Source organism: Gammaproteobacteria bacterium (assembly GCA_015709695.1).
Classification (GTDB): Bacteria; Pseudomonadota; Gammaproteobacteria; order Steroidobacterales.
Genome location: CP054183.1, coordinates 60,234 through 73,982 on the forward strand (window position 1 = coordinate 60,234; position 13,749 = coordinate 73,982).

At 71.0% G+C, this 13,749-nt stretch carries 11 protein-coding genes; 7 read left to right on the plus strand and 4 right to left on the minus strand.

Translation table 11 applies throughout. The annotated features are described in order from the left end of the window. Window positions 1-3 precede the first annotated feature (3 nt). Genes HRU81_00355 through tldD form a run of 3 tightly spaced genes read left to right on the plus strand, consistent with a single transcriptional unit; the run spans window position 4 to window position 6,276 of the window. On the plus strand, window positions 4-3,951 hold the full coding sequence (locus HRU81_00355) for a TIGR02099 family protein (protein QOJ30687.1): 3,948 nt from the start codon (window positions 4-6) through the stop codon (window positions 3,949-3,951). Window positions 3,952-3,959: 8 nt separating this feature from the next. Further along, window positions 3,960-4,796, plus strand: coding sequence for a carbon-nitrogen hydrolase family protein (locus tag HRU81_00360; protein QOJ30688.1), 837 nt, complete (start codon window positions 3,960-3,962; stop codon window positions 4,794-4,796). Window positions 4,797-4,821: 25 nt separating this feature from the next. Beyond that, entirely contained in the window at window positions 4,822-6,276 is a 1,455-nt protein-coding gene (tldD, locus tag HRU81_00365) for a metalloprotease TldD (protein QOJ30689.1), read from the plus strand. A gap of 15 nt (window positions 6,277-6,291) precedes the next feature. Here the strand turns inward: tldD and purE are convergent, their stop codons facing one another. Then, window positions 6,292-6,783 (minus strand): 5-(carboxyamino)imidazole ribonucleotide mutase, encoded by a 492-nt coding sequence (purE, locus tag HRU81_00370; GenBank protein ID QOJ30690.1) that lies wholly within the window; start codon window positions 6,781-6,783, stop codon window positions 6,292-6,294. A gap of 118 nt (window positions 6,784-6,901) precedes the next feature. Here purE and pmbA point away from each other — a divergent pair, with 118 nt between their 5' ends. Beyond that, window positions 6,902-8,248, plus strand: coding sequence for a metalloprotease PmbA (gene pmbA / locus HRU81_00375; GenBank protein QOJ30691.1), 1,347 nt, complete (start codon window positions 6,902-6,904; stop codon window positions 8,246-8,248). Window positions 8,249-8,312: 64 nt separating this feature from the next. Next, on the plus strand, window positions 8,313-9,014 hold the full coding sequence (locus HRU81_00380) for a hypothetical protein (GenBank protein ID QOJ30692.1): 702 nt from the start codon (window positions 8,313-8,315) through the stop codon (window positions 9,012-9,014). A 30-nt stretch (window positions 9,015-9,044) separates the two neighbouring features. Here HRU81_00380 and HRU81_00385 read toward each other — a convergent pair whose 3' ends face one another. Then, the gene (locus HRU81_00385; GenBank protein ID QOJ30693.1) at window positions 9,045-10,358 is read right to left on the minus strand and encodes a YihY family inner membrane protein; all 1,314 of its coding nucleotides are present in this window, start codon (window positions 10,356-10,358) and stop codon (window positions 9,045-9,047) included. A gap of 60 nt (window positions 10,359-10,418) precedes the next feature. Beyond that, complete coding sequence (locus tag HRU81_00390) at window positions 10,419-11,324, minus strand: phosphoribosylaminoimidazolesuccinocarboxamide synthase (GenBank protein ID QOJ30694.1); 906 nt, start codon at window positions 11,322-11,324, stop codon at window positions 10,419-10,421. A 105-nt stretch (window positions 11,325-11,429) separates the two neighbouring features. Between HRU81_00390 and djlA the strand changes: the two genes are divergently transcribed. Together djlA and rpe are read left to right on the plus strand one after the other, a co-directional pair. Beyond that, complete coding sequence (gene djlA / locus HRU81_00395; GenBank protein ID QOJ30695.1) at window positions 11,430-12,227, plus strand: co-chaperone DjlA; 798 nt, start codon at window positions 11,430-11,432, stop codon at window positions 12,225-12,227. Continuing rightward, window positions 12,193-12,948 (plus strand): ribulose-phosphate 3-epimerase, encoded by a 756-nt coding sequence (gene rpe / locus HRU81_00400; GenBank protein ID QOJ30696.1) that lies wholly within the window; start codon window positions 12,193-12,195, stop codon window positions 12,946-12,948. The genes djlA and rpe overlap by 35 nt, the downstream gene beginning before the upstream one ends. A 28-nt stretch (window positions 12,949-12,976) precedes the next feature. Here the strand turns inward: rpe and crp are convergent, their stop codons facing one another. Beyond that, the gene (gene crp / locus HRU81_00405) at window positions 12,977-13,660 is read right to left on the minus strand and encodes a cAMP-activated global transcriptional regulator CRP (protein QOJ30697.1); all 684 of its coding nucleotides are present in this window, start codon (window positions 13,658-13,660) and stop codon (window positions 12,977-12,979) included. Window positions 13,661-13,749: the final 89 nt, after the last annotated feature.

Genomic DNA, 13,749 nt, shown 5'->3' on the forward strand with positions numbered 1-13,749 from the left:
CATATGGACGCCGGGCCGCAACGCTGGTTGCGCATGTTCGCCTGGACGGCGGCCGGCGTGGTCACCACTCTGGCGCTGCTGGTGGGGGCGGCAAGGCTGCTGCTGCCGATGGTGCCCAGCTACCAGGACGACATCCGCGCCTGGGCCAGTGCCGCCACCGGCTACGGCATCGCCTTCGGTGGCATCAGCGCCAGCTGGCCGCTGTCGGGTCCGGAGCTGACTTTCGTCGACGTCAGCCTTACCCGCCCGGGCGAACCGCGCCCGGTGGTGACCGCGCGCGAGTTCTCCATCGGCCTGAGCTTCTGGCGCTCGCTGCGCGCCGGCGCGCCCCGTCCCGGGCGCGTGGCCGTGCGCGGCTCGACGCTGCGGGTGGAACGCGCCGCCGACGGCAGCCTGCTGGTCCAGGGTCGCCGGCTGGCCGAACTGCTGCCGCCATCGAGCCCGGAGCGGCCGGAACTGGACCTGTCCCTCGGCGACATCGCGATCACCTATGTCGACGGCCGTCGCCGTCCGCAGGAGATCCGGCTGGGTCTGCGCCGCCTCACCGCCGATGTGCGCCAGGAGAACATCGCCGCCACCCTCAGCATCACCCTGCCGGCGCCGCTCGGTCGCGAACTCGACGTGGAGCTGAGCCTGCCACTGCCCCTGCCCGAGCCGCTGGCCCTGCCGCCGGACTGGGACGCGAGGATCCAGGGCCGCGGGCTGGACCTGCCGGGCCTGCTGGCCTGGGGCACCGGGGATGCCGGCGCGCTGCGCGCTGGCGGCGGTGACGTTGTCCTGCGCGTCACGGTGCGCGGCGGGCGGGCCGAGCAGGTGACGGCAGAGGCGGACCTGAAGGACCTGGCGGTCGGCTCCGCGGTGTCAGCCACGGCCTACGAGCGGGTTTCGGGCAGCGGCCGCTGGCAACGCGACGCCGGTGGCTGGGATGCCGCGGTCACCGGGCTGCGGCTTCGCCGGGCAGGGCGGGAAGCGCCACCCACTACCGGCGAACTGCAGTGGCGTGCTGCCAGCGGGGAAGCACCCGCGCGCTGGATCGCCAGCGCCAGCTTCCTGCGCCTCGATGACCTGTTCCCGCTGGCGCGTGCGGCACTGGCCGGCAGCGAGCTGGCGCAGCGCCTGCCCCGTGAACTGGGCGGCGACCTGAGCAACCTGGCGGCGGAATTCGACGTCAGTGCGGGGCAGGCCACCCGCTACTCGGTGCGCCTCGGCTTCGCGCGGCTGGTGGCCGCCAGCAGCACCGGCGAGGTGGGCGTGTCCGGGCTGACCGGGCGCTTCGCCGCGGACGGCGATGGCGGCCGCCTGGAACTCGACAGCAGCGAAGTGGTGCTGACGCTCGCCCGGTGGTTCCGCAATCCCCTGCCGGCGCGCTCGCTGCAGGGCCTGCTGGTGTGGCGCCGGGCCCCGGAGGGCATGCGCTTCCTCAGTGACGACGTCCGGCTGAAGACCGGCGCCATGGACATCAGTTCCCGGCTCGAGCTGGTGTTCCCCGTCGACGGCAGCTCCCCCGTGCTCGATCTCAAGGCGCGCGCCAGCGCCACCGAGGCCCCGCAGGTGCTGCGCTACCTGCCGCTGCGGCACTTCCCGCCACAGGTGGTGGACTGGCTCGAGCGGGCGGTGGTGGCCGGACGTGTGCCGTCGGCGGAAGGCGTCTTCCGCGGACCCTTGAGCGGGTTTCCCTTCGACCACGGCGAAGGCCAGTTCCGTGTCAGCCTCGAGTTGCAGGATGGCACCCTGGACTACGCTCCGGACTGGCCGCGGATCGAGCACCTGGACGCGCAGGTGGTATTCGACGGTGCCGGCATGTCCTCGGCCCGCAACCAGGCAATGGTCGGCAACCTGCCGGTCCGGGACTTCGCGGTGGCCATCCCGGACATGCGCAAGGGCGTGCTCACCGTCGCCGGCAAGCAGCGGGCGGACCTCGGCGAGCTGCTCGGCTTCGTGCGGGCCACGCCGGTCGCCGGCCACGTCGGCCCGACGCTGGAGCGTGCCAGCGCCGCCGGGCCGGTGGACGCCGCGCTGCGCCTGGCCCTGCCGCTGACGAACCCGGCCGCCTGGGACCTGCAGCTGCTGCTCGACGCGCGGGGGTGCCAGCTCGGCCTGGCGCGGCTGCCGCTGGACCTGAAGAACCTGCGTGGCCGCGTGCGCCTGCAGAACACCCGCTTCTATGCCGACGGCGTCCAGGCCGTCATGCTCGGCGAGCCGGTGCGCATCGGCCTGGCACCGGAGACCGCTGCCGGCGGCGCGATGCGGGCGCAGCTGGTGGCCCTGGCGGGGGCACTGCCGGTGCAGCGGCTGATGTCCACCTTCAGCCTGCCGCTGCGCGAATACCTGGACGGGCGTCTGGGCTGGAGTGCCACGCTGCGCATCCCGGTGCAGCAGGATGGCGCCGCTGCCGCGCCGCTCACCGTGGCGCTGCGCTCGGATCTGCGCGGAGTCGCCAGCACGCTGCCCGCGCCGCTGGCAAAGGATGCCGCGCTGGCCTGGCCCGCGGAGGTACTGCTGGCCTTTCCGGCGCCCGATACCCTCGATGTCAGCGCCCAGCTCGATCCGCACTTCGCGGCGGCCCTGCGGCTGGTGTCCACCGCCGACCGGTGGCATGTCGAACGCGGTGCCCTGCATGCCGGTCCGGGTAACGTGCGGCTGCCGGCCCGCCGCGGCCTGGAGGTGACCGGGCAGGTGGCGAGCCTGGACGTCGGTGCCTGGTTGTCCGTCGGTCAGCCCGGTCCACCGGTTCCCGCTGCTGCCCAGGCAGGGGCCAGCACCATGCGTGGCCCCGATGTGCTCTTCCGCGACTTCGCCCTCGAGGCTGCGCAGCTCAGCGTGGCGGGCCAGCGGTTCAGGGACCTCCAGGTCACGGCCACGCGCGGCGCCGAGGCCTGGCAGGTGAGCGTGCACGGCCCCGCTGCGGAGGGCGATATCGTCGTGCCCTTCGACGCCACGGCGCGGCCCATGCGCCTGGACATGAAGAAGCTCTGGCTCGGCGAGGAGGAGCCTGGCAACGGCGGCCACACGGACCCGCGCAGCCTCATGGCGATGGAGGCGAGGGTGGCGGACGCGGCGCTCGGCCACTGGCGGCTCGGGCAGGTCGAGCTGGTCGCGGCGCGGGTACCCGACGGACTGCAGCTGCAGCGATTCAGCAGCCGGGCACCGAGCTTCACGGTGACGGGGGACGGCAGCTGGCGTGTGCTCGGCAACGACGTGTCGAAACAGCAGACGCAGCTCAAGGCGACCCTGGAGTCCAGCAACGTGCGCGAGACGCTGGTGCAGCTCGGCTTCGGCTCGGCGATCAGTGGCAAGAGCGGGCGGGTCAGGGCCGAGCTCAGCTGGCCGGGCGCGCCGGCCGGCGATTTCCTCGAGCGCTCCACCGGTCACATCGGCCTCGAGATGAAGTCCGGCCAGGTGACCGAGCTCGATCCGGGCAGCGGCCGGCTGGTGGGCCTGCTCAGCATCGCCGCGCTGCCGCGCCGGTTGTCGCTGGATTTCCGCGATGTCTTCGACAAGGGGCTCGGCTACGACGTCATCGAGGGCGACTTCACGCTGGGTGGCGGCAGCGCCTACACCTGCAACGTCGGCCTCAGCGGGCCCGCGGTGGAGATCGCCATCGTCGGGCGTACCGACCTCGACCGGCACAGCTATGACCAGGTAGCAGTGGTGCGCCCGCAGATCGCCACCACCGTGCTGACCGCCGGTGGCGCCGTCTTGGGTGGCCCGGTGGGCGGTGTTACGATGCTGCTGGTCTCGCAGCTGTTCCGCAAATCCCTCGGCACCCTGGGCGAGTCCTACTACCGCGTCACCGGCGGCTGGGACAAGCCTGAAGTCGCTCGTGTGCAGCGCGACGAGGTGGATGCGGGCGCCTTCAAGGACTGCGAGAAGGAAATCGAGGCAGCACTCGCCGGCTCGTCGCCCGCCGTGGCGCCAGCTCCGGCGCGGGCGCCACCACCAGAACGCTGAGCAGGACCATGAACGACATCCGGCTGGCCGCCGTGCAGATGACCTCGGGCGACGATGTCGCCGCCAACCTCGCCGTGGCCCGGCAGCAGCTGCAGGCCGCGGCGCGCCATGGCGTGCGGCTGGCGGTGCTGCCGGAGAATTTCGCCTTCATGTCGGCCAGCGAGAGTGCCCGCGCGGCCATCGCCGAGGCGGACGGCAGCGGGCGGATCCAGGACTTCCTCGCCGCCACCGCGCGCGAGTGCGGCCTGTGGATCGTCGGCGGCACCATCCCCATCGGCAGCGCGGAACCGGGGCGGCCCTACGCGGCCTGCTGCGTCTGGGACGAGCAGGGCCGGCGCGTCGGCCGCTACGACAAGATGCACCTGTTCGACGTGCGCGTGCCCGACAGCAGCGAGGCCTACCGCGAGTCGGCGCGCACCATGCCCGGCAACGCGCCGCTGACGCTCGCCACGCCCTTTGGCGCGCTGGGAATCGCCGTCTGCTACGACCTGCGCTTCCCCGAGCTGTTCCGGGCAATGCTGGAACGCGAGGTCAGCGTGATCGCGCTGCCGGCGGCATTCACCCAGCGCACCGGGCAGGCCCACTGGCACACGCTGCTGAAGGCGCGCGCCATCGAGAACCTGGCCTACGTGGTGGCGGCCGCGCAGGGCGGCGAGCACCCGGGCGGGCGGCGCACCTACGGGCATTCGCTGATCGCCGGACCCTGGGGCGAGGTGCTGGCCGAGGCCGGCAACGGGCCCGGCGTGGTCACGGCCACGCTGGACGTGGACTACCTGCAGCGCCTGCGGGCGCAATTCCCGGCGCTGAGCCATCGCCGCCTGGCGACGGGCGTGGCCGCCGGCTGATGCCGGAAGGAGCAAGGTGAAGGACATGACACCGCGCAATGCCGTCGAACTGGCGCGCCACTCGCTGCTGGCGCCGGCCGGGCTCGATGACCGCGACCTCGACCGCGCCCTGCGCAGCCTGCTCCGCGGCGGCGTCGATGCGGCCGACCTCTACTTCCAGGCCTCGCGTCACGAGGCCTGGTCGCTGGAGGATGGCATCGTCAAGGAGGGCAGTCACAGCATCGAGCAGGGCGTGGGCGTGCGTGCCCTGTCCGGCGACAAGACCGGCTTCGCCTATTCGGACGAGATCGTCGTGCCGGCGCTGATGCAGGCGGCGGATGCGGCCAGCGCCATCGCCCGCGCCGGCCAGCACGGCACGCTGCAGGCCTGGGCGGTTCAGGCGGGCCGCGAGCTGTATGCACCGCTCGATCCGCTCGCATCGCTTGCCGATGACGACAAGGTGGCGCTGCTGCAGCGTGTGGACCAGGCGACGCGCGCCATCGACCCGCGGGTGAAACAGGTCATGGCGAGCCTGGTGGCGGTGCACGAGGTGGTCATGGTCTGCGGCAGCGATGGCGTGCTCGCCGCCGACCTGCGTCCGCTGGTACGCATGAACGTCTCGGTGCTGGTGGAGGAGAACGGCCGGCGCGAGCAGGGCTACACCGGTGGCGGTGGCCGCGTCGGCTTCCAGCACTTCCTCGACGAGGACCGGGCCATCGCCTACGGCCGCGAGGCGGTGCGCCAGGCGCTGGTGGCGCTGGAGGCGGTGCCGGCACCGGCGGGCGAGATGGTGGTGGTTCTCGGACCGGGCTGGCCCGGCATCCTGCTGCACGAGGCGATCGGCCACGGGCTGGAAGGCGATTTCAACCGCAAGGGTACATCCGCCTTCAGCAGGCGACTCGGCGAGAAGGTCGCCTCGGATCTCTGCACCATCGTCGATGACGGCACCCTGCCCGGGCGGCGTGGCTCGCTGAACGTCGACGACGAGGGCACGCTGACCCAGTGCACCACGCTGATCGAGAACGGGCGGCTCGCCGGCTACATGCAGGACAAGCTCAACGCGCGGCTGATGGGCATGGCGCCCACCGGCAACGGCCGGCGCCAGTCCTTCGCCCACCTGCCGATGCCGCGCATGACCAACACCTACATGCTGCCGGGCCCGCATGCACCGGAGGAGATCATCGCCTCGGTGGACAAGGGCATCTACGCGCGCAATTTCGGCGGCGGCCAGGTGGACATCACCTCGGGCAAGTTCGTGTTCTCCGCCAGCGAGGCCTACCTGATCGAGAAGGGCCGGCTCGGTGCGCCGATCCGCGATGCAACGCTGGTCGGCGATGGCCCCTCGGTGCTGCGCCAGGTATCGATGGTCGGCAACGACCTCCGGCTCGACGAGGGCGTGGGCACCTGCGGCAAGGACGGGCAGTCGGTGCCGGTGGGCGTCGGCCAGCCCACCCTGCGCATCGATGGCATGACCGTCGGCGGCACGGTCGGCGCGGGCTGACCGCGCCGGCGGCCTTCAGCCCGAGCGCGGATCGGAGTTGGCGAGCACCGTGGCGGTCTGCTTCGCGCGGTAGGCGTCCAGCGCCTCGCGGATGCGCTCGTCACCGAGCGCGAGGATGGCCGCGGCGAGCAGCGCGGCGTTGATGGCCCCGGCCTTGCCGATGGCCAGCGTGCCGACCGGGATCCCGGGCGGCATCTGCACGATGGACAGCAGTGCGTCCATGCCGCCGAGGGCGGGCGAGGGCAGCGGCACGCCGAGCACCGGCAGCGGCGTCTTGGCCGCGGCGCAACCGGGCAGGGCGGCCGCGAGGCCGGCGCCGGCGATCAGCACCTTCAGGCCGCGGTCGCGGGCACCCTCGCAGTAGCTGCCCATGGCATCCGGTGCCCGGTGGGCCGAGATGGCGTTGACCTCGTGGGCGATGCCGAGCGCGTCGAGCGTCGCCGCGGCGTGGGACATGATCTCCCAGTCCGAGCGCGAGCCCATGAGGATGCCGACCAGTGGTTTCATGTTCCGCAGCGCCCTTTTCCCTGCAGCCGTTTCCGCAGCAGCCGATGATACCGCAGCCCCAGCGGGGCGGGTGCGCCTGCCTGCTAGAATGCCGCCCGGATTGGCAGGGCAGGCAGGCATGAGTACTCCATCCGCAGGACATGACGTCGAGGACCTCAAGGCCCGCGTGGCCGGGGCGCTCGCCCTGGCCCGAAGCCTCGGTGCCACGCAGGCGGAGGCCAGCGCCAGCTCCGGCACCGGTCTCTCGGTGACGGTGCGCATGCGCTCTGTGGAGACGCTCGAGTACCACCGCGACCAGGGCATCGCCATCACGCTGTACTTCGGACAGCGCAAGGGCAGTGCCAGCACCTCGGACCTGCGCCCGGCCGCCATCGAGGAGAGTGTGCGCAAGGCGGCGAGCCTGGCGCGCCATGCCGCCGAGGACGCCTGCGCAGGCCTTGCCGAGCCCGACCGGCTGGCCCGCGACATCCCCGAGCTCGATCTCTGGCACCCCTGGTCACTGGATGCGGATGCCGCCATCGAACTGGCCACGCGCTGTGAATCCGCAGCGCTGGACCACGATCCGCGCATCACCAATTCCGAGGGTGCCGGTGTCAGCAGCCACGATGCCGCGCGGGCCTACGGCAACAGCCACGGCTTCCTCGCCGGCTACCGCGAAACCAGCCACAGCCTCTCCTGCGCCGTGCTGGCCAGCCAGGGCCAGCAGATGGAGCGCGATTTCGAATTCACCGCCGCGCGCGATCCGGTGGAACTCACGGCTGCGCCCGCCGTGGGCCGCGAAGCCGCCGTCCGTGCGCTGGCGCGCCTGGGCGCCACCAAGCTCGACACCCGCCGCGCACCCGTGCTCTATCCCGCGCGCCTGGCCCGCGGGCTCATCGGCCATCTCGTCGGTGCGCTGAGCGGTGGCGCGCTCTACCGCCGCGCCTCCTTCCTGCTCGACAGCCTCGGGACACGGGTGCTGGCCGGGCACGTCAGCATCGACGAGCGCCCGCACCTGCCCAGGGCGCTGGCCAGCGCACCCTACGACGACGAGGGCGTGGCGACCGCCGACCGTCGCCTGGTCGATGCCGGCGTGATCCAGGGTTATGTGCTCGGCAGCTACTCGGCGCGCAAGCTCGGCATGGCCAGCACCGGCAATGCCGGCGGCACGCACAATCTGCTGGTGTCGAGCAGCACGGGCGCACCGGCATTCGACGAGCTCCTGGCAGAACTCGGCACCGGCTTCCTGGTGACCGAGCTGATGGGCAGCGGCGTCAATCCCGTGACCGGCGACTACTCGCGCGGCGCCACCGGCTTCTGGGTGGAGGGCGGCGTGATCCGCTTCCCCGTCAGCGAAGTCACCATCGCCGGCAACCTGCGCGACATATACGGCGACATCATCGCCGTCGGTGGTGACGTGGACCTGCGCGGCGGCATCCGCAGCGGCTCGATCCTGGTGCGGGAAATGACCATCGCCGGGAGCTAGGCGGTTGACCGGCCTGTTGCGCCGCTGCTAGGTTTGGTGAAAACCAGAACAGCGGGGGTGCATTATGAAAAATCTCGTCCTGGCCACTGCCATGCTGGCGCTCTCGGCAAGCGTGGACGCGGCGATCATCCAGGTCACTCCGGTGTCGCACCTGACGGGTCGCGCATCCGGGGCGCCAACCGCGTGGAAGATCAACCCAGCACCGACGTTCTCCGGTGACGTGGCCGGCATCGCGATGCCGACCTTCTGGTTCAACGACGTCACCGGCGAGCTGTCGAGTTCCGGGGTGGCGCAGTTCCGCGTGCAGACCTCGCCGACCTGGAACGGCCTGCATTTCGACCGCTTCATCACCGATCTCAACATCGTCGGCGGCAGTGCCGCAGGTTCCACCGCCTACAACTGCACCAACGGCGGCTTTGGCAACATGATCAGGGCCAGCATGTGCGGCAACTACCTGTTCGGTGGCGATGATATTGACAACAGCACCGTGACCTACGGGCCCGGCACCGCCTTCAGCCGCGTGATCGGTGGTGATGACGTCATCGCCGGCGCCCAGCAGAGCATCGACGACTACAACCTGGCGCTGGCCAGCTTCAACGGCTCGGCGCTGGTATTCGAGTCGGCCGACTGGACATCCAGCGGCGGCAAGGCCGGCCTGCAGCTGAACTTCGCCGCCGCCGCCGTGCCGCTTCCGGCTGCGGGATGGCTGTTCGGCCCGCTGATCGGCCTGCTGGCCCTCGTCCGGCGGCGCCTGACAGGCAGCTGACGACAGCGCCAGCCAGCCGACGCGCCGCCCTCAGGAGCTGGATCGCGGAATCTCGTCGGCGAGATCCGCCAGGCTGCGACCGCGCAGCGCATTGGCGAGCGTGCTGTCCAGGCGGGCGGTGAGATCCGCCACCGCCGCCGGCCAGCGGATCTCCCCGCCGATGTCCGCGGCCGTCGGATGGCGCACCGCCTGCATGATCTCGTGCAGGAGGATACCGGCCAGCTCACGCTGCGGCAGCAACGCCTCGCCGGCAGTGCGCGAGAGCAGTCCGGCCGCTTCCAGCCTGGCGATCACCGGCGCCAGTGCCAGCCCGGGCAGCCCGGTCTGCGCGGCGATGTCGGCGGGCCGCAGGGGTGCGGCGCCGGCGCGGAAGGCGCGGGCGACCAGCAGCATCACCGCCAGCGCGGCGGCTTCCATCTGCCCGGTGCCGGTCACGGCGCGGCGGAAGCCCACCCGCAGGTAATCCGGCCTTTGCACGTAGAAGGCGAACTGCGCGCCGACCAGCAGGATCAGCCAGGACAGGTACAGCCAGAACAGGGCGCTGATGACGATGGCGAAGGTGGCATAGATGCTGATGGTCGCCGCGGCATTGACCACGAAGCTGGCGAACAGCACCCCGGTGCCGACCCACAGCACGCCGCCGAGCAGGCCGCCGGCCAGCGCGGCGCCCGGCCGCACCCTGGTGTTCGGCACGAACCAGTACACCAGCGAGAAACCGACGCACACCAGCGCATAGGGCAGGATCGTCGCCGGCATGCCGAGGATCGCGCCGAGGGGTGAACCACCGAGTGCCTGCAGCAGGGCATTGCTGCGCAGGCCGGCGATGATCGCCATGGCGGTGACCATCACCACCGGGCCCACCAGGATCACCGACAGGTACTCGGTCACGCGCCGGCCGAGGCTGCGCGGCTGCTCGACGCGCCAGATGCGGTTGAAGCTGACTTCCATCTGGCCCGCCATGCTGAGCGCGGTGATGAACAGGAACAGCAGGCCGACCCCTGCCAGCACGCTGCCCTGCGCGTTGTCCACGAAGCCGATGACCCTTGCGGTGAGTTCCGCGCCACGCGCCCCCAGCGGCTCGAGGAAACCGAAGAGGAGCGGTTCGAGCTGGTGGTGGAAGCCGAAGGCCTTGACCACCGAGAAGCTCACCGCCAGCAGCGGCACCACCGACAGCAGCGTGACGTACACCAGCCCCATGGCATGCAGCGTCAGCGGGCCGGCGATGACATCGCGGAGCAGGGCGTAGGCATAGCGGACCAGCACCAGTGCCAGGCGCGGCAGGCCCGGCAGCGCGCTCCAGCGCGGGTGCCAGAGCCAGCCCTCGATGCGTCCGCTGAAGCTCAAGCCTGCGTCGTTCCTGTGATGGCAGGTGACCCCGGGAGGCTGCTCCGCCGTCGCCCGGCTTCAGGCCGGCCGCGTCAGGAGTTCCAGCGCCTGGCGGTACTTGGCGGTGGTGTGGCGGATGACCTCGGCGGGCAGCGCCGGGCCGGGCGCCTTCTTGCCCCAGTCGAGCGTCTCGAGGTAATCGCGCACGTACTGCTTGTCGAAGCTCGGCGGGCTGATGCCGGTGCGGTACTCGCCCGCCGGCCAGAAGCGCGAGGAATCGGGAGTCAGTACCTCGTCGATCAGGTAAAGCTCGCCGGCAGCGTCCAGCCCGAACTCGAACTTGGTGTCGGCGATGATGATGCCGCGGCTGCGCGCGTACTCGGCACCGCGGGTATAGATGCCGATGGCGAGGTCGCGGACCTTGCGCGCCAGAGCGCCGCCCACCAGCTTCTCCATGTCCGCGAAGCTGATGTTCTCGTCGTGCTGGCCGATCTCCGCCTTGGTCGCCGGTGTGAAGATGGGCTCGGGCAGCTGCGCCGCCAGCGGCAGGCCCTTCGGCAGCCCGATGCCGCAGACGGCGCCGCTGGCCTGGTAATCCTTCCAGCCGGAGCCGATCAGGTAGCCGCGCACCACGGCCTCCACCGGCAGCGGCTTCAGGCGGCGCACGACGTTGGCGCGGCGCGCCACCAGCGCGCGCTCGGCGGGATCCCTGACGACGTCCTCCGGCCTGCGGTCGGTGAGATGGTTCGGCACCAGGGACTGCATGCGCGCGAACCAGAAATTGGACAGCTGCGTGAGCACCTCGCCCTTGCCCGGGATGGGCGTGGGCAGCACCACGTCGAAGGCCGAGAGCCGGTCGGTGGTGACGATCAGCAGGTGATCGGCGTCGACTTCGTAGATGTCGCGCACCTTGCCCTGGCTGATGCGCTTCAGTCCGCTCAGCCGTGATTCGAACAACGCGGGTTCCCCGGCCGTCGCGCTCATGTGCAATTTCCGTCCAGTGATGCAGCAGGCCCGCTATTGTATGCCGGTGCCGCAGGCCGGGTAACCCGCCGCAGGGGCATGCCTGGTCAATGCGGATGGAGGCGGATGGCCTGGATCGGAAAACTCGCTGGCGGCGTGCTCGGCTACGCGGTGGCGCGGCTGCCCGGTGCCGTCATCGGCGTCATCCTCGGCCATCAGTTCGACCGCGGGCTGCGGGTGCAGCCGCGCGCCGCGGGCACGGCGGCCGACCGGCAACGGGTGTTCTTCGAGACCACCTTCATCGTCATGGGCCATCTCGCCAAGGTCGACGGCCGGGTCTCGGAGGCGGAGATCGGTGCGGCCCGCGGCGTCATGCAGCGCATGCGGCTCGACGAGCGCCAGCGCCAGCTGGCCATCCGCCTGTTCAACACCGGCAAGGAGCAGGGCTACCCGGTGGACGCCCAGGTGGCGCGCCTGCGCGAGTATTGCGGCAGCGAGCCACAGCTGCTGCAGCTGTTCCTGGAGATCCAGGTCGATGTCGCACTCGCCACCGGCGAGATCAGCGCGGCCGAGCGCGTGCTCCTCGGGCGCATCGCCGCGGCGCTCGGCTTCGGCGCGCTGGCGCTCGCGCAGATCGAGACCCTGTTGCACATGCGGCGTGGCCAGTACGGTGGCCCGGGCCATGCCGGCCGCGAACCGCCGCGGGCCGACGCCCTGGCCAAGGCCTACCAGGTGCTCGGCGTGCAGCCCAGCGCCAGCGACCGCGAGGTCAAGACCGCCTACCGGCGCCTGATGAACCAGCACCATCCCGACAAGCAGGCGGCGCGCGGGCTGCCCGATTCCATGCGCGAGATCGCCGAGGAGCGCACGCGCGAGATCCGCGCGGCGTATGACGCGGTGCGCGAGCACCGGGGCTTCCGCTAGGCCCGTGCTACCATCGCGCCGGGTTCCCCCGCAGGAGGCCGCCGTGGCCCGCAACCCCGCGCTGATCGCCCCATCCATCCTCTCGGCGGACTTCGCCCGTCTCGGGGACGAGGTCCGTGCCGTCCTCGATGCCGGCGCCGACCAGATCCACTTCGACGTCATGGACAACCACTACGTGCCGAACCTGACCATCGGCCCGCTGGTGTGCGCCGCGCTGCGCAAGCATGGCATCACCGCGCCCATCGACGTGCACCTGATGACACGGCCCGTGGACCGGCTGGTGGAGGATTTCGCCGCGGCCGGGGCCAGCTGGATCAGCTTCCACCCCGAGGCCAGCGACCACGTCGACCGCAGCATCGAACTGATCCGCAAGCTTGGCTGCAAGGCGGGCCTGGTGCTGAACCCGGCCAGCCCGCTCGGCTGGCTGGACTACACGCTGGAGAAGCTCGACTTCGTGCTGGTGATGTCGGTGAATCCCGGCTTCGGTGGCCAGTCGTTCATCCATTCCGCGCTGCCCAAGCTGCGCCAGGTGCGCAAGCGCATCGAGGCGCTGGGGCGCGACATCCGCCTGGAGGTGGACGGCGGCATCAAGGTGGACAACATCCGCGCGGCGGCGGAGGCGGGCGCCGACACCTTCGTGGCCGGCTCGGCGATCTTCGGCAGCGCGGATTACGCCGCGACGATCCGCGGCCTGCGGAAGGAAGTGGCGGCCGCCGCCTGAGGGCGACGACCGCCGCTGTCAGGGACGCTTACTGGCCGTTCGCGGCGGCGGCCGGGGCCGGGGCGGCCGGCACGGCGCGGATCTTCGGTTGCGGGCGGACGTTGTAGACCACGATGGTCTTGCCGCTGGCCGAGACCAGCCCCTCGTCCTCCAGCACCTTGAGCACGCGGCCTGCCATCTCGCGTGAGCAGCCCACCAGGCGCGAGAGCTCCTGGCGGCTCACCTTGATCTGCATGCCCTGCGGATGCGTCATGGCGTCGGGTTCATTGCACAGGTCGCGGATCGCGTGGGCGACGCGGCCGGTGACATCGACGAAGGCGAGATCGGAGAGCTTGCGGTTGGTGCGCGTCAGTCGCGTGGCCATTTGCGTGGCCAGCTCGAACACCAGTCCCGGGCTTTCGCTGGCGATCTGCCGGAAGCGCGGGTAGGTCATCTCGGCGATCTCGGAGGAGACGCGGGTGCGCACCCAGGCGCTGCGGCTCGGCTGCTCGTTGAACAGGCCCATCTCGCCGAAGAACTGGCCCTTGTTGAGGTAGGCCAGCACCATCTCGTTGCCATCCTCGTCCTCGATCATCACTTCGACCGAGCCGTCGATGATGTAGTAGAGCGTGTCGGGCGTGTCGCCCGCGTGGATCATCACCGTCTTGCCCGGCACCGTGCGCACACGGCAATAGGTCAGGAACCGGTTGATGGCCGGGATGTCGCTTAGCATTCTTCCGTTGGCAGCCATGGGCTCACCCTCCCCTCGAGACAAACAACAACAACAACAACAACGAAGACCCAATCTACACACGCCACGAG